Origin of the sequence: Streptomyces sp. MMCC 100 (assembly GCF_041538145.2) — a bacterium.
In the GTDB taxonomy this organism is placed as follows: Bacteria; Actinomycetota; Actinomycetes; order Streptomycetales; family Streptomycetaceae; genus Streptomyces.
Genome location: NZ_JBGORK020000001.1, coordinates 3792682 through 3812341, shown reverse-complemented (window position 1 = coordinate 3812341; position 19660 = coordinate 3792682). Strand labels below are relative to the sequence as shown.

12 protein-coding genes are annotated in these 19660 nt (G+C 71.1%); 10 read left to right on the top strand and 2 right to left on the bottom strand.

Annotated elements, in window-relative coordinates:
* Positions 1 to 80 precede the first annotated feature (80 nt).
* Complete coding sequence (locus ABS735_RS17820; RefSeq protein ID WP_373905238.1) at positions 81 to 1259, bottom strand: AAA family ATPase; 1179 nt, start codon at positions 1257 to 1259, stop codon at positions 81 to 83.
* A 527-nt stretch (positions 1260 to 1786) separates the two neighbouring features.
* Here ABS735_RS17820 and ABS735_RS17815 point away from each other — a divergent pair.
* From ABS735_RS17815 to ABS735_RS17795, 5 genes are all read left to right on the top strand, one after another.
* Positions 1787 to 3181, top strand: a complete 1395-nt coding sequence (locus ABS735_RS17815; RefSeq protein ID WP_373905239.1) for a TniQ family protein — start codon at positions 1787 to 1789, stop codon at positions 3179 to 3181.
* A gap of 186 nt (positions 3182 to 3367) precedes the next feature.
* On the top strand, positions 3368 to 4099 hold the full coding sequence (locus ABS735_RS17810; protein ID WP_373905240.1) for a TnsA-like heteromeric transposase endonuclease subunit: 732 nt from the start codon (positions 3368 to 3370) through the stop codon (positions 4097 to 4099).
* 270 nt (positions 4100 to 4369) lie between these two features.
* Positions 4370 to 6205 carry a Mu transposase C-terminal domain-containing protein gene (locus ABS735_RS17805; protein ID WP_373905241.1) on the top strand — a complete coding sequence of 612 codons (1836 nt, stop codon included), beginning with the start codon at positions 4370 to 4372 and terminating at the stop codon, positions 6203 to 6205.
* An 86-nt stretch (positions 6206 to 6291) separates the two neighbouring features.
* Complete coding sequence (locus ABS735_RS17800; RefSeq protein ID WP_373906189.1) at positions 6292 to 7257, top strand: TniB family NTP-binding protein; 966 nt, start codon at positions 6292 to 6294, stop codon at positions 7255 to 7257.
* Positions 7258 to 7925: 668 nt separating this feature from the next.
* The gene (locus ABS735_RS17795) at positions 7926 to 9914 is read left to right on the top strand and encodes a PE-PGRS family protein (protein WP_373905168.1); all 1989 of its coding nucleotides are present in this window, start codon (positions 7926 to 7928) and stop codon (positions 9912 to 9914) included.
* Between the two features lie 596 nt (positions 9915 to 10510).
* Here ABS735_RS17795 and ABS735_RS17790 read toward each other — a convergent pair.
* Positions 10511 to 11218: a hypothetical protein gene (locus tag ABS735_RS17790; protein WP_373905169.1), complete on the bottom strand. Its 708-nt coding sequence runs from the start codon at positions 11216 to 11218 to the stop codon at positions 10511 to 10513.
* A 330-nt stretch (positions 11219 to 11548) separates the two neighbouring features.
* Between ABS735_RS17790 and ABS735_RS17785 the strand changes: the two genes are divergently transcribed.
* The 5 genes from ABS735_RS17785 to ABS735_RS17765 all read left to right on the top strand — a co-directional run bounded on the left by ABS735_RS17785 (position 11549) and on the right by ABS735_RS17765 (position 19474).
* Positions 11549 to 14368, top strand: coding sequence for a TIR domain-containing protein (locus tag ABS735_RS17785; protein ID WP_373905170.1), 2820 nt, complete (start codon positions 11549 to 11551; stop codon positions 14366 to 14368).
* A gap of 44 nt (positions 14369 to 14412) precedes the next feature.
* Positions 14413 to 15099: a hypothetical protein gene (locus tag ABS735_RS17780; RefSeq protein WP_373905171.1), complete on the top strand. Its 687-nt coding sequence runs from the start codon at positions 14413 to 14415 to the stop codon at positions 15097 to 15099.
* Entirely contained in the window at positions 15096 to 17963 is a 2868-nt protein-coding gene (locus ABS735_RS17775) for a toll/interleukin-1 receptor domain-containing protein (RefSeq protein WP_373905172.1), read from the top strand. Before ABS735_RS17780 ends, ABS735_RS17775 begins: the two co-directional genes overlap by 4 nt.
* A 73-nt stretch (positions 17964 to 18036) precedes the next feature.
* Complete coding sequence (locus ABS735_RS17770; protein WP_373905173.1) at positions 18037 to 18684, top strand: hypothetical protein; 648 nt, start codon at positions 18037 to 18039, stop codon at positions 18682 to 18684.
* Between the two features lie 229 nt (positions 18685 to 18913).
* Positions 18914 to 19474, top strand: a complete 561-nt coding sequence (locus tag ABS735_RS17765) for a GrpB family protein (protein WP_373905174.1) — start codon at positions 18914 to 18916, stop codon at positions 19472 to 19474.
* The last annotated feature ends 186 nt before the right edge of the window (positions 19475 to 19660 follow it).

Sequence of the window (19660 nt, the reverse complement as noted above, 5' to 3'; positions counted from 1 at the left end):
CAGGGAGGAGACCGGCAGACCTCCCCGCGCGTGCGGACCGTCCTCGTGGCCGCCAACCTCTCCCGGACCGGAGGCGCCGGTCACAGCGGCCCCATGAGCCGTGCGCAGGCCCGCTCCAACAACCGGCGGTCCACTACCGCACGGCTCTTGCCGTAGATCTCGGCCGTCAGGTGCGAGGTGAGCTTCGCCCACGTCCGGAAATTGCCGTGGCCCACATGCTCGTCCACCCACACGACATCGTCCTCGCTCACGACCTCCCACAGCGGGTGGAAGGCCGCCATCGCCGCTGCCACCTCGCCCGGGCGAAGACGAGGCACCAACTCCCAGGTCAGCACCCGAGACGCCAGCGCGGGCACCCGACGCAGCGCCCGCTCGCTGCCCGCACCCGCCAAAAGGAGCGCCGTGTCCGTGTCCGGGTGGTCCCACAGCCCGCGCAGAAACTCCAGCGCCGGCCCCGGAAGGCGCTGTGCCTCGTCCAGTACCAGCACACGCGGCTGTCGTAGCGCGTTCACCAGCATCAGGTCGGCCTCCCCCGCCCCGCGCGGCAGACGCCTGCCCAGCTCGAGGGCGTCTGCGAGCACCCGGCGCAGTTCGGGAACCGTCGGGTGCACACCGACATGGACCCGACGGACCCTGGCCGGATGCGGCAGCTGGGACAGGGCGTACTGCAACGCGACGGTCTTGCCTTGGCCAGCGTCGCCGTACAAACACACCACCGCCCCCACCGCGGCCGCGTGCGCGACCGTCCGCAGCACCGACCGAACGGCAGGCGTGTGCACCACCTGGGCATCCGGAACCAGGACCGGGACCTGCGCCAGGTGCTTCTGCTCCCGCAGAAACACCTGCCCACCCACGCCCTTCTCGGCCACCACGTCCAGCCCCAGCTCACTGAGAGGATCCGGCCGACGCGACCCGGCCACCTCAGCCTCCCGCCCGGTCAGCAAAGCCCGCCCCGCCCGGCGGTCCCTGCGGATCACCCGGCTCAACGTCGACATCGACGGAATGGGCACCTCACCACCGGCAGCCACCAGCCGACGCCTCAACTCAGAGACATTGCCCCCCGCCTCGCCCAGCAGCTCCCACACCTCGTCCGACACCACGTATCCCTGCCGGACCGGCCCCTCCGCCCGCCCCGTCGCCTTCGCCTGCTCCAGCCAGCGCCAGACCGTACGCTCCGAAACACCCACCGTCTCAGCAACCGCACGCACATGCCGCGTGGCCAGCTCCCCCGCCTGCTGCCGCTCCAGCAGACGACGCACCACCAACGCCCTCGGCAGCACAGCCCCCCGGCCGGCCCCTCTACCTTGATCCACCCCACGATCACACCGGCCCAGCCCGCCCCACCGCATCAGAACTCACGAACCTGAGACAGCATCACCCACCATCAGATAAAGCCTCACGACAGTGACCCCGCCCATCAGGCTCTCGCCACATGACAGTGCCGATCCCGCCCCAACACCCCACTGACCAGCGCCGACACAGCACACCACCAGACCAGCACCACCGACTCTCACCACTACCGACCCCAAGCCACAAGGTCGCACCTGTCCTGTGTCCCGTCCTCGCGGCACTTGGGTTCGTGCGCTGCGGCCCCTGTGGGAACCAGGAAAGACAGACAGCTCCGTGCACTGGAACGGAACCCGCTGGGGCGGTCTCGGGTGACCGAGAGCAGTGCGCGAAAGAGATCACTCTCCACAGCCAGTGCGAGGGATCCGGCCTGCTTGGATTCCGCTGCGCAGTCGCGCGAAAGCGCCCGCCGGGACGACGGACACGAGACCGTGGTGGAGTGACCCACCACCCCGGCCTGTTGCGGACCGCTCCCCTGCAGGGAGAAACCACCTCGTCGCTGATCTGCCGCATCGCAGGCCGCTACGGGATGGAAGCGAAGGTACTGCGGGCCTGCTGGAAGTGGCGCAACTACCCGCCCGGGCACGAGGGCGGGGGCATGCGGGCCGACGCCGAGGTGCTGCTGAACACGGCCGGACGCCGGCTCCTGGCAGGCATGTGCGGCGTCGAGGAAGACGTGCTGGCACGGGCGTTGCCGTCCTGGGGAGAAGGGGACGCCAAGCTGCGCGCTGAGACTGGTGATCCGGTGGGGCTGTGGCGTACCGGTGGCGCGGTGGCCGGTCCCGTGGCGTTCGGCTGCCGGCTGTGCACGGCCCGGCGCACGGGGGCGGCCGTGCGGGTGGTGCGGTACACGCCGCGGTGGGAGCGGGTGTGCGTGCGGCATGGGCGGTGGCTGCTGGACGCGGACGCCGGCCAACCGCTGGAGCACCTCGATCTGCGGGGCCTGCCGGAGGTGGTTGCAGCGCAGCGGCGGTGGGCTTCGGTATCACGGCGGGCGCTGCGGGCCGGTACGGAGCCGGAGCGGGTGTTCGCGCTGGCGCAGGCGGTGGTGGCCCGGTGGTGGGAGCAGGCTTACGGCTGGGAGCGGGAGACGATCTGGCCGTGGCGCCTGCATCAGGTCGCGGGCGGGGATGCCGGGGGTGATCTGGAGCGGTGGCGGATCGTGGGGCGGGACGCGGTCGTCTTCCCCGAAGTGGTGGCGGTGGCAGAGGCGCTGCTGGATCCGGCCATGGCCCAGCTGGTGTGGGTGGACAGCGGTGCCGGGCGGCCGCGGGCGCTGCCCGCCGATGGGATGTTCTGCCGCAGGCTCGGGGAGCGGCTGGGGCGGGAATGGCTGGGGCCGCTGGCCGCGACGGACCACGGCGGGCCGCTCATCGCCTGGATGGGCAGTGTCATCCGTCTTCGCCGTGGTGCCGGCGGGCCGCCCGGGTACGACAACGACCCGTGGTGGCTGCGCCAGGAGCACCGGGCCGCGACCATGGCCGGGCAGTTGCGGGTGCTGGGCAAGGAGAAGAAGGTGCCCGGTTCGGGGACGATGTGGCGGGCTGCGGTGCCCGCCGAGCAGCGCAGGCTGATCACCAGCACGATCGACAGCGCCGAGGAGCAGTTGCTGCAGCTGCGCGGGGTGCAGACCGGCCCGACCGCCGAGGTCGCCCAGCGGCTGCTGCGCGGGCTCGGTCACAGTGCCGGCCTGATCGAGAACGCCTGGAAGCGGACCGCGGTGGCGGCGGTGAACGGCGGGGTGCCGCTTGAGGAGGTGGCCCGGTGGGTCGACCTGCCCGTCGAGGTGCTCCGAAGAATGCTGACCGCGGACAGGCAGGAAGACGACCGCTGAGAGCACTGCGCCAGAAGGAAGTCGGCTGTTAGCTGATACGGCACTCGTTCGTGGCAGAAACACTGAAAACAGCAGTCCGGGCGGGCGGGAGCGGCTTGGCTGACGCGGGTGACCAGCACAGGAGCTGCCCGGCCCCAGAGCCGGGCAGGGCAAGCGGCCGTTGACCAGGCGGGCGGGTTCGAGGCAGTGTTCCTCGACCCGGTGGGGCAGGCGGTGCAGCAGCGGTGGGCGGATGCCGCTTTGACCGTGGCGTTCGAGGACTTGGCGCCGGTGTCGGCGTTCCCGGTGGTCCCGGGGCGGCGCTGGGGGCCGGGACTGTGGTGGTCGGCGACCACCGGGCGGCACGTCGCTGCGGGGTCGAACGCGATGCGCACCCAGTTGATGGTCCTGGACCGCGATCCTGGCGTGACGGGGCTGGCGGGGCGGCCAGTGCGGCTGCTGTGGCGTAATCGCCGCAGGCAGGTGCGTTCCTGGGTGCCGCAGCTCTTCGCCCGCCGTGCCGACGGCACCGCGCTGCTCGCCGACTGCCCCGGCCACCCCGATGCGGGCGGGGAACGCGCGAGAAGGGGCGCCGAGGCGGTTGCGCAGGCGTGCGCGGACATCGGCTGGACCTACCGGCGCCTGCCGCCGCTCGATGACGTGCTGGCCGCCAACCTGAAATGGCTGGCCGGCTACCGCCACCCCCGCAACGCCGGCCGCCCCGGTCTGGCGGCGGCGGTTGTTGAGGTATTCGCGCGGCCGCAGCCGCTGAACGAAGGCGCCGAAGCGGCCGGCGACCCGATCGAGGTTCTCCCGTGCGTCTTCCACGCCCTGTGGCACGGACAGCTGACGGCAGACCTCACAACGCCGCTGCACGAACGCGTCCTCGTCAGCCCGCGGGGCTCGGGCAGCCCGGGCGAGACGGCAGGCGCCCGGTGAGCGCGCGGCGCAATGCCCGGCCGGTTGTGAAGGTCGGTGCGCGCGTCCGGTTCCGTGGCGTGACGTGGCAGGTGGTCGCCCTGTCGGGGCAGGACATCCGCCTCGTCGGCCCGGACGGCGGCGGCCAGGCCGTGCTCGCCGGGCACCTGTTCGCCGACCCCGGCTTCACCGTCATCGGCGCCGATGCGCCTCAGGCGGCACCGCAGTGGGGCCTGTTCGAGACCCGCACCCGCCTCGGCGCGCGAGAAGGCACTGGCCTGGCAGCGGCACGTGCGAGAAGTCGAATGCGGCCTCACCGGAGGGCCCGGCAGCCAAGGAACGGTCCGGCCGCAGTACGACCCGCAGCGGCACACGCTGGCCGAACGCGAGCAGGCCAAAGCGGAAGAGCTGACCGCGCTCGGCTTCGGCCGGGTGGCGCGCACCACAGTGCAGCGCATGCGCCTGGCCTACCGCAAACAAGGTTTGTGGGGGCTGCTCGACCACCGCACCACCCGTGCTTCCAGCCCCACCGGGCGGGCCGACGAGCGGGTCGTCGCCGCCGTCCGTGAAGCGCTGCGCCGCCGCCGTGGCCGCTCCCGCGGCACGATCAACGGCGTCTTCCCGCTGATCAACCAGATCCTTCAGGACCGGCACGGCCCCGGCACGGTGCCCACACCGTCCCAGGCCACGCTGTACCGGCTGGTCACCAACCTCGCCCGGCCCGGCGAACTGCCCACGGGGCCCGTGAGGCAGGTGCCCGCGAGCGTCGACGGGCGGGCCTTCACCCCCGCCATGGCGCTGCGCCCCGGTGAACAGGTGCAGGTCGACACCACCCGCCTGGACGTCCTCGCCCTCTTCGACGACGGGCACCTGGCCCGCCCGGAGCTCACCATCGCCGTCGACGTCGCCACCCGCGCCATCCTCGCCGCCGTGCTGTGCCCCAGCGCGACCAAGGCCGTCGACGCCGCCCTGCTGCTCGCGGAGATGGCCGTCCCGCACCCGGCCCGGCCCACCTGGCCCGGCGTCCTGCGCATGGACCACGCCCCCGCACTCCCCCACCAGCGGCTGGCCGCACTGGATGAGCGTCTGGCCGGCGCGGCGGCCAGGCCCATCGTCCTGCCCGAGACGATCGTCGTCGACCGCGGCAAAGTGTTCGTCTCCGCCGCGTTCACCGCCGCCTGCGAACACCTCGGCATCAGCGTCCAGCCCGCCCCGCCCCATGCCCCCACCGCCAAAGGCATCGTCGAGCGGACCTTCGGCACCATCAACCACCTGTTCTGCCAGCACCTGCCCGGCTACACCGGCTCTGACGTCACTCGCCGCGGCCCTGACACCGAGAAAGACGCCTGCTACAGCGTCGTCCAGTTGCAAGACCTGCTTGATGAGTGGCTGGTGCACTACCACCACCGGCCCCACGAAGGCCTGCGCCACCCGCTGATGCCCCGCAAGGCGCTCACGCCGAACCAGATGTGGGCCGCGCTCATCGCCGTCGCCGGACACGTGCCCGTCCCACTGACCGGCCGCGACTACCTCGAACTGCTGCCCGTGCGCTGGCAGGCCATCACCCCCGCCGGCATCACCATCCACCACCGCACCTACGACGCCGATCTCCTCGCCCCCTACCGCGGCCAGGCCTCCCCCGTCGCCGGCCGAGGCGGGAAATGGGAGATCCACTACAACCCCCACGACGTCCGCCAGATCTGGGTACGGCTGCCCGACGTCGAGCTGACCGAGATTCCGTGGATCCACCGTGACCACGTCCATCAGCCGTTCAACGACCACACCTGGCAGCACATCCGCACCCACGCCCAGCTCAGCCACCACGACGACAGCCAGCAGCACGAAGCCCACCTCGCCGACGCCCTCGACCAGCTGATGCGCCGCGTCCACAGCGGCCACGCCACCACCGCCGAGCAAGCCCTCCTCGCCCGCGCCACCACAACGCCGATCCCCGCCGCCCGGCACCCTCACCACGGCACCGCACCCGCCACAGGCGAACCAGCGCAGCCCGACGAGGACGACAGCATCGACAACCTCTCCGACGACCTTCCCGACGACGGCACCCGCCCCGCCGCGGCCACCGGATACGGGCTCTACGACGCACACGAGGAGGCCGACAAGTGGTGAACCCCCGCCCCCACCCCGCAGCGCACCATCCGGGCAGCACATCGGCCGACGCGGACAGCGGCAACACGGCCGAGCCGTCCTGGCCCCTGACCACCTGGCAGGGCTGGCAGCGCTTCGCCACCACCGACCCGCCCGCCCCACCCCAACCCGAAGACCCGCCCCGCAGCACGGAGGAACGCCTCGCCTACCACTCCGCGTTCGTCACCATCCGCACCCCCGCCCTCAGCCAGCTCGCCACCCAGGCCCGCACCCTGATGATCCTCGGCCGCCACCAGCACACCACCGCACGGCCCTCCCTCATCGTCACCGGCCCCGCCGCGGCCGGGAAAACCACCGCCCTGCTGAACGTCGGCCGCTCCTACCACCTCGCCCACCTGCGAAAAAACCCCGCACCCCCCGGATCAGCCCACAGTGCGGCACCCGTCGCCTACGTCCTCGTCCCGCCCGGCGCCACCGCGAAAACCCTCATCACCGAGTTCGCCCGCTACCTCGGCATCCCCGTCACCACCCGCATGACCCAGACCCAGATCACCGACGCCGTCTGCCACACCTACACCGCCGCAGGCGTCCAACTCGTCCTCATCGACGAAATCCACCGCCTCAACCCCCGCACCACCACCGGCGCCCAGACCGCCGACCTGATCAAAGACCTCACCGAACGACTCCCCGCCACGTTCGTCTACGCCGGCATCAACGTCACCGACACACCCCTGTTCACCGACACCCGCGGCGCCCAACTCGCCGGCCGCGCCACCCTCGTCGACTGCGGCCCTCTCCCCGCCCGGCACAGCACCCGCGAACCCTTCCGCGAAGTCATCACCGACATCGAAAACGCCCTCGACCTCCACCAACACAAACCCGGCACCATCCCTGCCCACGCCCCCTACCTCCACCAGCGCACCGCCGGCCGCATCGGATCCCTCACCAGACTCATCCGCCAAGCCGCCATCACCGCCATCTGCGACGGCACCGAAGGCATCACCAAAGGCGCCCTCGACGCCGTAACGCTCGACCACCTCGCCGAAACCCACCACCGCCCCCGCACCCGCTAACCATCCACCCCACCAGCACAAACAGCCCTGACCAGCAAAAACACCAAACGAGCCATTACATGCCAGAACTACCGACACCTCACCCCGCCACGCCCCACACAGAACGCATAACCCCAGCTCAACCCCCGCCCACCCCGACCTAACCGNGCATCACCCAGACCACCGCGGAAGACCAGATACGCCTGCTGCAGTCCGTGTTCGGCGACAAGTCGCCCCTGAGCGAGGCATCGCGTGCCTACATCCAGGACCTGATGCAGCACGTCGTGGGAAGCCAAGCCTGCGAGAAGCCGTTCAAGTAGGAGGCCGTGCGAAAGGGGGCGGGCGTGATTCGTGGACGGCAGTCCGGGGCGTCAGGTGGCGGACTTCTCCTTGAGTGCCCGGGAGAACGCTGCCGCGGACGCGCGCGTCGCCTGCTCCACGATGCTGATGCCGACCTCCTGGGTGCTGCAGCCGTTGAGCAGTACCGCCATCAGGTAGACGCGGCCCTCATGCTGTATCCGACCGATGCTGTTGACGTCCCACGTTCATCCCGTGAGTGGAGGCCGGACGGTCTATGAAGTCGACAGACGCATCGATTGCGGACGCCTCTGACAGCGCCGGCTACCTACCCATCCGATTCCAGCAGGTTCCCGGACCCACCGCACTGATCGTGGAGGAAGATGACCGTCATGACGGGTGGGAAGAGTGAACTGAGCGAACTGCTCCGCCGCGCCGGCCTGGAGGTGGTCGGGCACGGCCGGGTCTCCGATGCGCGGCCCACCGCGGCCGCCTGGCGCCCTGTGATCTCGGGGAGAACAGAGCCCACGCTCGCGGTGCCGGACAACCACGCCGACCTGGTCGCCGAGTTGAACCGGCAGTGGCACCGAATCGCCGTTGAGCACGATGTGATCAACACGGATGGAGAGTTCCTGATCAGCCTCGCCGACCAGGGCTCCACCTGCTGCGAGCACGGCCACTGGACCAGAGTGCGGCTGACGGAGCAGTGGGACCTGGCCGGTCTTCTCGGCCCGAAGGCGGACCAACCGGCATTCGTGGCGATGTCCTTGGACGGAGAGAGCGTCCTGGGCGTCACCACCGAGAAGTACGCGGTCTGGTTCCTCGCCATCACCCCTTTCAGCGACTGGCTGGAGTCGTCGGCTCAGGCCCGGGCCGCGGAGAGCACGAAGGAGCGGGAAACCGACTGGAACACCATCCTGCGGAGGAAGACCGCCTCGGCCAGGCTGCGGGAAGCATGGCGGGAGGGGTTGGCCAGAAACCGCCGTGCTTCCTCGTCCGTGCTGCTGCGTCTCCTCGACGTCGCTCCCGAGGAGCGGCTCTCGTCTTGGCTCATCTACCGGGAACTCCCCGAAGACGTGGTCGGGGCCTGGATCACGCACCCCGAGTGGCGGGTGCGCAAAGCGTTGGCGGAGCGATGGTTGCTCAACGCCGAACAGCGCGCCGAACTCTTCCACGATCCCGAGCCAAATCACCGGTGGATCCTCCTCACGTGCGCAGTAGCCAACCAATCAACGCTCACCGCCGCGACGTACACCCAGCTCGCCGCCGATCCCAGCCCGGGCGTGCGCGCCGAACTGGCCCTCCACCGCGACCTGCCGGTGCGGCATCTCACCGCGCTCGCCACCGATCCGGACCCCCAGGTACGCAAGGTGGCCGCCCCACGCGCCTGGAATCACCTGACCCCTTCGGTGCAGGCAGCCCTCCTCGCAGACCCGGACGCCGACGTGCGAACAGAAGCCTTCCTCCGGTACCACTGTTCCACCCCGCTCTCGGCGGCCGGCTTCGTCGAACTCCCCAGCGACGGGCGGCGGGAACGCGCTGCCCGTACCTGCGTTCTCGCCCGTGAGTTGGCCGAGGATCTGGTCCACGGAAGCGAGACCGTTCTGCGCAGCGCCGCCGCACAGAACCCCAACCTGGACACCGACTTGGTGGCCCTGCTCGGCCGGGACCCGGAGCCCGGCGTTCGCTCGCTGGTCTCCATCCGCTCGGACCTCACGGAAGCGGAACGCTCCCAAATAGACGTCGTGTTCGACCCCAGCGCGCGCTGCAATCCTCTCCCGTGGGTCCGGGACCTGGAAAACGACGAGGAGGCCATGCGCCGCTGTGCCACCTCCGCGCACGTGATGCTCCGCCGCAGCGCCGCGTGCGCGAGGAATCTGCCACCCGACGTGGTCGACCTGCTGGCGCACGACGAGGACTGGGTCGTCCGGCTCTTCCTGGCCGAACACTGTGCTCAGGCTCCAGCCGACGTACTGCTGGAGATGGCGCAGAGCTGGAACGGCTACTCAGCCGCACGGATGATCGAGCACCCCAACTTCCCTCGGCAGGGGGCCCTGCGCTACACACACGACCCCGACCCCCGCAGGCGCAAGCTCGCTCTCCTCGACCCGAAGTCGACCGCCGATCTGGTGGAGCGGTTCAGCCGGGACCCGGACTCAGGTGTCCGCTGGCGTGCCCTGCGCGACCAGCGCCTGTCCGCCGCATCCGTCATTCGAATGCTCGACGACCCGCACCACGGCATACGGGAGGAGGCGGCTGCCGATCCGCGCCTGCCCACTCGTGTCCTGGCCACCCTCCTGCACCACACCGCGACCGCGGCCGGCGCCGCCGCGAACCCCGCCATCCCCGAAAACGTCATGCACCACCTGCTGGACCGGTAGCCGGGACGCATTGTCGGTGCCCGGGGCCCAGCGGATCGTCGACTACGACAGGGCGGGTGCGCGTCACCGCCAGAGGCACCGAGACCGGCCGCTCGGAGTGCCAGTCGGTACAGCCGCCGGAGGGGCTCCACGCGCCAAAGCGCACGGTGTCAGCGGTCGACGGCGGTCACCTGGTCGAGACCGCAGGTTTCGCTCTCGGTACGAGCCACGCAGATACTCCGGTCGTGTCATGGTGGCGCCAAAAGCACCGGGGTGGACGACTTCGCGTGCTGGAGCCGCGGCACGATCTGCACCCCCACGCCCCCCGTGGACCGAGGCGAACCAGCCAGCCTTCTGGAACAGCCGACTCGAGGGGATCACTGCCTTCAGGTCTGTACACCACACGCTCGAGCCGCCAACTCCCGTCGTCCGGGTAGACAACCAGGCCGACAGCGCAGCCACCCGCCTTCACTGCTTCGTCCATGAGCACTCCGGCTCCGGCATGTCCCGCCCGACATCTCCCCGGGACGCGGCGACCATCGCGGCGTTCCCGCGGACCCGGCCAGTGCACAGGGGATGTCCCGTACTCATGGCGGCGGATACAGCGGGCCCTCCGGTCACTCGGTCCCTGGCAGCCGTGGTGCTTCCCGCGGGGGCGACGCGGTCTGCCCAGGGACCGTGGCGGTCGCCGTGGGGTGGGCGTCGCGCCAGCCAGAGCGGTTCAGGTGGCGTTCGGGGTCGCGGATACCGGCGATCTCGCCCAGCCCGATGACGTACGGCCGCAGGCTCTGCTGGAGTTCGCGCAGGGCCTGCCGGAACTCCGCGTTGTCGGCCCAGGCCGACTCGTCCTCGTCGGGGTGCGTCTCCTCGAAGGTCCGCAGCCGTGGATGCCAGGCGGCGAGGAACGGCGCAAGCTCGAAGTTGAGGATGTCCAGAACCAGTTCGTGGACGGAGTCCCCGTCCACGGGAGGGGGTGGGGCGTCTCCGGACTCCAGTGGTTCGCGGTACATGTCGAACAGCGTCTTGAGGGAGGTGAGGGCCTCCCTCAGGTTGCCGCTTCCGTCCTCCAGCGGTCTGGTCGCTACGCGGGTCGCGGCCTGGAAGAACATGCGCTGCGCCGCCTGCCGCATGTCCGTGTTGGTCTTGAACGTCATCTCGCTGCCGGGCAGGACGAGCCGTACCTCCGTCAACTGCACGGACCTGCGGTACAGATCCGCCCCGAGGACCAGGACGAGGCCGAGCACCGCGCCGACCACGACGGAGAGGAGCTGCCCGCCCGTGCGGCTGATGGAGTAGGCGGCGACACCGACAACAGCGCCCGCCATCGCGGCCAGGGCCGCTCTCGCCACCGTGCGTAACACGGCTCCGGCGTTGCGTCTCCGACGTACCGTCACCCTCGAGCCCCCTCAGCTGTGTTACCCGTGTCCTGCATTGCCCTGCACTGCACTGCCCTGCCTGCACCGGCGGGAAACCCTGCCGGGTACTGCGGCGACAGGGTACTTGGGAGTGCACTGTTCTCACTTCGGCTGCGTCCGGTCTCCCCGGCCGCTATGTTTCTTCCTCGCCCCATGGTGGGAACGGACCGTTACGGACGGGTAGCAGGAAGCAACGCGACGCGGACACGGGGGAACGGACGAGCGGATGAGTACCCATTGATGGCGCCTGCCTTACGGCCCGGCCGTGCGCAGGGCGGAGACTCCAAGGAGCGAGCGGCCGAGTACGACGCCTTCATCTCGTACAGCCATGCCTGGGACAGGGACGTCGCGCAGGCCCTGCAGCGCGCTCTGCAGAGCTTCGGCCGCCCCTGGTACCGGCCGCGCAGCCTGAAGCTGTTCCGTGACGAGACCAACCTGGCGGCGAGTCCGCATCTGTGGCGGGACATCGAGCAGGGGCTGTGCCGGTCCAGGTGGCTGGTGGTGATGGCGAGTCCGTCCGCCGCCGCCTCGCCGTGGGTGCGCCAGGAGATCGACTGGTGGCTCACCCACCGGTCGGCGGACACCCTGCTCCTCGCGTTGACCGACGGCACCCTGGTCTGGGACCGCGAGCGGGCGTCGTTCGACTGGTCACGGACCGACGCGCTGCCGCGCGAGGTGCTGGCCGCCGCCTTCGCCGAGCAACCCCGCTGGGTCGACCTGCGCTGGCTGCGCAGCCCCGAGCAGACCAGGTCGGATCCGCGTCTGCTCGACAGCGTGGCGCAGTTCGTCGCCCCCCTGACGGGCAGGTCGAAGGACGACTTGATCGGCGACCACGTACGTCAGCGCCGGCGGACCCGCCGCTGGTTACAGGCGACGGTCACGGTCCTCACCGTGCTGCTCCTGCTCGCCGTGGCCGGTGGGATCACCGCGTACGAACAGCGCAACCGGGCCCGCGCGCAGACCCTGGTCGCGCAGTCCCGGCAGCTTGTGGCCGAGGCGTCGTCCATCAGTGACAGCCACCCCGACCTGGCCCGCCAACTGCTGGTGCAGGCCTATCGGTTCGCCCCGACGGCCGAGGCGCTCGGCGCGCTCGTGGAGAGCCGCACGATGCCCCGGGTCGTTCCCTCGCGCGGCTCCGTTCACGCGGCCGCGTACAGCAGTCGGGGGATGCTGGTGGTGGCCGACGACAGCGTCCGCCTGTTCGAGCCCGCGCGCATGGACCGGCCGGTGAAGCTCGACTCGGGTCAACAGCGGGTTACGGCCGTCGCGTTCAGCCCGGAGGGGGGACTGCTCGCACTCGGCTCGGCCGACGGCCGGGTTCGGCTGCTGGAGGCGACGGACGGCGGCCGTACCCGCCTGCTGACGACGGTGCCGGCGCCGGCGGGCAGGACGGCGGTCGTCACCCTGGTGCTCACCTCCGCCGGGCGGCTGGTCGTCATGACGGAGAAGGGCGGTGCCGTCCTCGAAGTCCAGGACTCCACGCGCACGAGGACCGTCGCAAAGGTCTCCGAGTCCTCGGTCGCGGCGAGCCCGAGCGGCGATGTGATGGCCACGGCACGCGCGGACGGGCGGCTGCGGCTGTGGGATCTGTCCGGCTCGGGACGTCCGCGCCCGCTCGCCGCTGTCACCGCTCCGCCCGGCGGCAGCGAACGGATGCCGCAGCGTGCGGTGTTCAGCCCCGACGGGCAGACCCTCGCCGTCGCCGGCCACGACAGTCGGGTGCGCCTGTGGGACGTCACGGACCCGGCCCGTCCGGTCGCGCGGCCCGAGCTCTACGCGCGGAGCCGTGACGGTATCCGCGCCGTGGCGTTCTCTCCCGACGCGACCACCCTGGCCGCCGGGGACAGCGACGGCACCATCGCCCTGTGGGACGTCTCCGATCCGCTGCGTCCCCGGCCGGGCGCCCGGATGACCGGCCACACTCAGACGGTGAGCGGCCTGTCCTTCAGCCCCGACGGACACACACTGGCCTCCGTCGGCGAGGCGAGCACGGCGACCCGCGCCGTGCGTCTGTGGGCCCTGTCGGGAACCGAGCGGACCTCCGCGTTCACCGTTGTGCCCGCGTCGGGCTCCTTCGAGCCGTCCTTCAGTGCGGACGGCCGACTGCTGGCCGCGGGCGGCGATCCCACCACCGTGTGGCAGGTGGGAGGCCCGGGCACGCCGCACCTGGCGGCCACCGTCGAAACCGTCCGGGTGACCGGCCAGGCCGCATCCTTCGGCCCCGACGGGCGGACCCTGTTCTCCGGACTGCCCGTGAAGGCGTGGGACCTCACCGATCCGGCGAACCCGCGGGACCTCGCTCCCGAAACCGGACGCACATGGGGCGCGAAAAGCGTCGAAGTCAACCCGCGGCTACCACTCCTCGCCGTGGCCAACCAGGCCGGCGATGCCGTGGAACTGTGGAACGTCGCCGACCGGAAGCAGCCCCAACCGCTCGGCACGCTCGGCGGGGTGGACACGTTCGCCGCTGCGCTGGCCTTCAGCTCCGACGGGGAACTGCTCGCCGCACCGGCCGAGGACGGCAGGTCCGTACGGCTGTGGCAGGTGACCGAAGACGCCCGGCCCACGCGCGTGGGCGAGGTCCCGACGGATCGCGGCCAGGCCTCCGCGCTGGCGTTCACCCCTGACCGCCGCACGCTGCTGCTGGGCGACGAGAGCGGAACCGTCGCCCTGTGGGACGTATCGCGCCCCACTCGCCCCGTACGCGAAGGATTCTCCGCCCGGCACACCGGGGCCATCGGCGGCATCACGGTCCACCCCGGCGGCGAACTCGCTGCGACCACCGGGCTGGACGGCCGCGTCCGCCTGTGGAACGTGGCTGATCCCGCACGACCCGTCGAGATGGTGTCGCTGAGCAACGGAGGCTTCTACCCCGGCGCCGGCATGGCCTTCAGTCCGGACGGAGGCCTGCTGGCGGTCGGCGGGGACCGGGGCATGCGGCTGTGGACCGTGGACCCGGTCGCCATTCTCCAGCGGCTGTGCGCGGAGTCCACCGCGATCAGCCGCGACCAGTGGGCGCAGTACCTCCCTGACCGCCCCTACGATCCGCCCTGCGCCTGACACCCGACCGAAGACCGATGCCCGACTCGTGAATGGAGGACTCCGTGGCTTCTCGCTCTCCACGCGTCGCCGCAGTCCCCGTGCTGGTCCTGGCGGTGCTGGCCCTGGCCGGCGCCTGCGACAGTCCGAGCCCCGCCCCGCCCGTCGGGCCGCCCTCCGAGGACCCGGCCGGAGCCACGTCCCCGAGCCAGTCCACGATCGTGCGGTCGGGGGACGGCCCGGTGGTGGTCGGGCCCGCACCCGAGGATCTGCGGGAGGTGGAATGGGCGGAGGTCCCCACCCCGGGGGAGTTCTGCGGCGTGCCGGAGCTTCTGCGCTTCGGCTCCGGGAGCGAGGTGAAGGCAGCGTCCACGACGTGGGGGACGGTACGGGTCTTCCGCAGCGAGCGGTTCGAGTACGGGGACACCGATGGCGACCGGCGTGACGAGGCCGCCGTCTACGTCGCCTGTCGTGACACGGTGACCATGAACGCGCAGATCACCTCCGGTTATGTGGTGTACGCGCGGGTCGGGGACGACCTCGCTGTTCTCGGCTCGATCACCCCCCGGCGCAAGGACGGCGCGTATCCCACGCAGCTCACGAGCGTGGAGTTCGCGCCCGGCCGGATCATCGTGCACGAGAAGTGGTTCCGCCCCAACGACGCCCACTGCTGCCCCAGCGGTGACGCCACCACCGTGTGGTTGCGCGAGGCCGACCGGCTCACGCCGGGTACCACCCGCGTCACCTCGTGACAGGCCCGGCGCAGTCCGCGGCGCGCACGGACGACGACCCGCGCTACGACGTCTTCATCTCCTACAGCCAGCATCTGGACCGAGAGGTCGCGACGGTCTTCCAGCGAGGCATGGAGAACTTCGGGCGCCCGTGGTATCGGCCGGTGCACCTGCGGGTGTTCCGGGACATGACGCATCTCAGTGCCAGCCCCGATCTGCGGGGCGACATCGAGGACGCGCTGGCCCGTTCGGGCTGGCTCGTCGTGATGGCCTCTCCCCTGGCCGCCGCGTCCCCCTGGGTTCGCGCCGAGATCGACTGGTGGGTGGCGCACAAGGGCGCCCGGCGCATGCTGCTGGCATGGACCGACGGACGGCTGGAGTGGAGCCCTCAGGCACAGGATTTCGATTGGCCCGGAACGGACGCCCTGCCCCGTGAGCAGATGCGCAGGGCTCTGGCCGCGACACCCGGGGCGCCGCGGTGGGTCGACCTGAGATGGCTGCGCGCGCAGATCGACGAGCGCGGCTCCGTTCCCGCCAACGATCCACGGCTCCTCGCGGACGTCGCGGAGTTCGTCGCCCCGATCACGGGGCGGTCGAAGTCCGAGCTGATCGGGCACCACCTCCGGCTGAGGAAGCGGCGGAACCGGCTCGTCGCGGCGACGTTCGTGGCCCTCGGCGCGCTGCTGGCCACGGCGACGGGGCTCGGGCTGGCCGCTGACCACCAGCGGGACGTGGCCACGGAGCGCCAACGGGCTGCTACGTCAAGGCAGCTGGTCGCCGAGGCCACATCTCTCCAGTACGACCGCCCCGACCTGGCGCGTCAGCTCCTCGTGCAGGCCTACCGTCTGTCGCACACAGAGCAGGCGGTCGGCGCGCTGCTGGGCAGCGCGGGCATTCCACGCGTGCTGCACACCGGCGGCGCCGCGCGTGCCGTCGCGTTCAGTCCGCGGGGGCGACTGCTGGCCGCCGCGTCCGACGGCGGGGTGAGGCTGTTCGACACGTTGACAGGACGTGCCGTCTCAACCCTGCCGGGGCACCGGGAGGGTGCGCGGGCGGTCGCCTTCACCGCGGACGGCGGTCTGCTGGCCGTGGGCGACTCGGCCGGGCGGGTACGACTGTGGGACATGTCGGACGGGAACCGGCCCGAACCGCTCGGCTCCGCGCGGCCCGTCGGCGATGTGCACGAGCTGTCCTTCGCCGGGACGTCGCCCCTGCTGGCGGTGGGCAACGGTCTGCGCGTGGTCCTCCTCGACGTCCGGGATCCGCGCCGCCCCGAAGTGACGGGCCACTCCACGGCGTTCGAGTCGGCCCTGGGTTTCGGCGCGGACACGAGCCCGGACGGAGGGCTGGTCGCGACGGGTGCCGGAAACGACCGCGTACGGATCATGGGTCTGTCCCGGTCCGGACGGCTGTCGCCTCTCAATACCCTCGACACACCCTCCTCCGCAGTGGTGTTCAGCCCCGCCGGCCACCTCCTCGCCACCGCTGGAGAGGACGGGAACGCCGCTCTGTGGGACATCTCGGACCCCCGGCGCCCGGTACGGCGTACGACGCTCAACGGCCAGAACTCATGGATCACCCCGATGGCGTTCACCGACGACGGGAGGACCCTGGCCGTCGCGGCGGGCCACGGGGCCGTCCAGCTGTGGGACGTCTCCGACCCCGGCCGTCCCCTCCAGGGCGACCTTCTCACCGGGCCCACGGGGCCCGTCGACTCCCTCGCCTTCGCCCCGGACGGCCGGACCCTCGCGTCCGTGGCCCTGGGCAACGCCGGCAACCCGGACGAGGCACAACGGGCCACAGGCTCGGTACGGCTGTGGAACGTCCACGGATCCCGGGCCTCGTCCGCCTACGCGTCCCTGCCCTCCGGCCAGTTGTCCTCCCAGTCCTTCGGCCCTGACGGCAGGACCCTCGTGACCGGCCGGCCCGGCGCCCTCTACCAGGTGGGCGGTGCGGCGGAACCCCGGCTCCTGGCCGACCTCCCCTCGTTCAACAGCGGTGGCCAGACGTACGCCTTCAGCCCGGACGGACACACCGTCGCGACCGGGCACCCACTCGGCCTGTGGGACGTGACCGACCCCGCACACCCGAGTGAGCGAGGCCGCTTCAAGGAGACGGAGGATCCGCAGGGGGTGGTGTACGGGCCCGACGGCACGGTCCTGGCCGCCGCCGAACCGCTCGGTCCGGTCCGCCTGTGGGAGGTCAGTGACCCGGACCGGCCCCGGAACCTCGGCACCCTGCCCGGTTCCGGGGCCGGTCCGGCGGTCCGCCTGGAAGCCGCACCCGTCGCGTTCGCCGGGGACCGTGGGCTCCTGGCCGTCACCGGCAAGGACCTCAAGGCCGTCCACGTGTGGGACCTCGGCCGCACCGGCCACCGGTACGACCCCGTACGCACGGACGTGATCCCGCTCAAGGCCGCCGCCAGGGTCACCGCCCTGACCGCGAGCCCGGACGGCAACACCCTGTACGTCGGGGACTCGCAGGGCACGCTCACCGTCTGGGACATCACCGACCCGCGGCGGGCCAGGGCGAGGGGCTCCGCCCAGCGGCACGCGGGCGAGGTGACCCACCTTGCGGCGGATCCGGTACGGCCCCTTCTGGCCGGCGCGGACGACACCGGGGCCGTACGGCTGTGGGACGTCGCCGACGCGTCGGCGCCCCGGGAAGTGGCCCTGCTCGCCACCAACGAGCGCTACGCCACCGCAGGTGTCGCCTTCAGCCCCGACGGGGGCATGATCGCAGTCTCCGCGGGCGACAGCACACGCTTGTGGCGCACGGACATCGGCGCCGTCCTGGGGCGGTTGTGCGCCGAGTCGGGGCCGATCACCGAGTCCCAGTGGAAGCAGTACCTCCCCGACCGCCCCTACGATCCTCCGTGCGCATAGCACGGCCCTGCTCCGACCGACTCGCCGTACCCACAGGAGGCCATCCGTGCACCACCCCAGGACGTCGCTTCTCATGACCGCGCTCGTGCTTGCCCTGGGCGTGGGGTGCTCGTCGTCCCCCGAGCCCGACGCAAAGGCTTCCCCCGCCTCTCAACCCCCGTACACGGAGACGTCCGAGCCGCCGTCCGCCCCGTCCCCGGCCGACGACGCGCTGGGCAGCGCCCCCGACAACCTGCGGCAGCTGGACTGGGCGCGCACCGCGGTCCCGGGCGACTACTGTCACGTGGCCGACCCGATCACCTTCACTGCCGGTGAAGCGACGGTGCGGTCCGAGAGGTGGGGGACCGTCCACGCCGAGCAGTATCCGGACGAGGTGGTCTACGGCGATGTCGTCGGGGACTCCCGGGCAGAGGCGGCCCTGCGCGTGGGGTGCGACACCGGCGGCCAGACCGGAAGCGGTCGCCTTGTCTGGGCCTACGTGGTCTTCACCAGCGAGGAGCAGCGGCTGCGTCTCGTGGGCACGGTCACCCCGCAGAAGTACGAGGGCGGTCAGGCCAGCAGCTTCGAGGGCATCGACCTGGCGAATGGCCAGGTCACGGCCCGCGAGAACTGGCACCGGTCGACGGACGCCAGTTGCTGCCCGTCGGGTAAAGCCGTCACCATCTGGCGCGTCGGCGACGACGGCACCCTCAAGGCGGGTGCGCCGCGCGTCACCCAGTGAGACTCGCCGCAATCCGTGTCGCCGAGCAAGGACAACTGTGCCTGGGTCGAGCATCGCGCTACACGATAGAGTCGGCCTCTTCCGGTTCGAGTGGGAACGCGTCGCCGCTCTCGGCGCGACGTCCCGATCCGCTGAGCCTGCGTGACGAGGGCGAGACTCGACGAAGCCGCCAACCGCAGCGCCGTCGACCGCGGTGGTGAACTGGCCGCAAGACGTGAAGGATGTGTTGATGACGAACAGCAGCAAGCCTCGTCGGCCGGACGTCACGACGGTCGAAATCATCGGTGGTGCAGAAGCCCTCGATGTCGGCCTTCACAGCTATGACACCCGGTGGCCGGAGGTCTACCTGCATCACCGGCGTCGAATCCTTGAGGCGCTGGCGGCCGTGGACGTCGATGTCGAGCACATTGGATCCACTTCGGTTCCGGGCCTTGCCGCCAAGCCTATTGTTGACATCGTCGTCGCGGTCGCCGACATCACGGCGGAGGAGGACTACCTCGACGGGCTGTTGGCCGCCGGTTACGAGCTGCGGGTTCGCGAGCCAGGACATCGGCTCGTGCGCACGCCGACTCGTGATGTTCACGTGCACGTGTACGAACGGGGGGACGCGGCGGTGCACGAGTACCTTCTCCTCCGTGACCACTTGCGCACCAATGCAGACGATCGCGCCCTGTACGAGAGTGTCAAACGCACTCTGCTCAGCCAGCAGTGGAACGACATGAACGACTACGCCGACGCCAAGAGCGACGTCATCCTCGCGATCAAGACCCGGGCCAGGGAAGCTCGTTGAAGACGCGGGATGGCCGCGAACCTGGCAGCGATCGACGCCGCCGGGCAGACGGCGGGGCAGGGCCCCCGCCCCAAGGGACACCCCTGGCTCCCATTTGAGCTTCGCCCGCTGGCTCCCAACGGGGCGAAGTCTTCCCGAGGCGCTCCTCAAGGACGCCGCGAACGCCGGTAAGAGCCTGCCGCCTCT

Excerpts from the sequence above, each read along its gene's own strand:
- ABS735_RS17795 (WP_373905168.1), top strand. The coding sequence starts at position 7,926 with ATGACGGGTGGGAAGAGTGAACTGAGCGAACTGCTCCGCCGCGCCGGC.
- ABS735_RS17790 (WP_373905169.1), bottom strand. The coding sequence starts at position 11,218 with ATGGCGGGCGCTGTTGTCGGTGTCGCCGCCTACTCCATCAGCCGCACG.
- ABS735_RS17785 (WP_373905170.1), top strand. The coding sequence starts at position 11,549 with ATGGCGCCTGCCTTACGGCCCGGCCGTGCGCAGGGCGGAGACTCCAAG.
- ABS735_RS17770 (WP_373905173.1), top strand. The coding sequence starts at position 18,037 with ATGACCGCGCTCGTGCTTGCCCTGGGCGTGGGGTGCTCGTCGTCCCCC.
- ABS735_RS17765 (WP_373905174.1), top strand. The coding sequence starts at position 18,914 with ATGACGAACAGCAGCAAGCCTCGTCGGCCGGACGTCACGACGGTCGAA.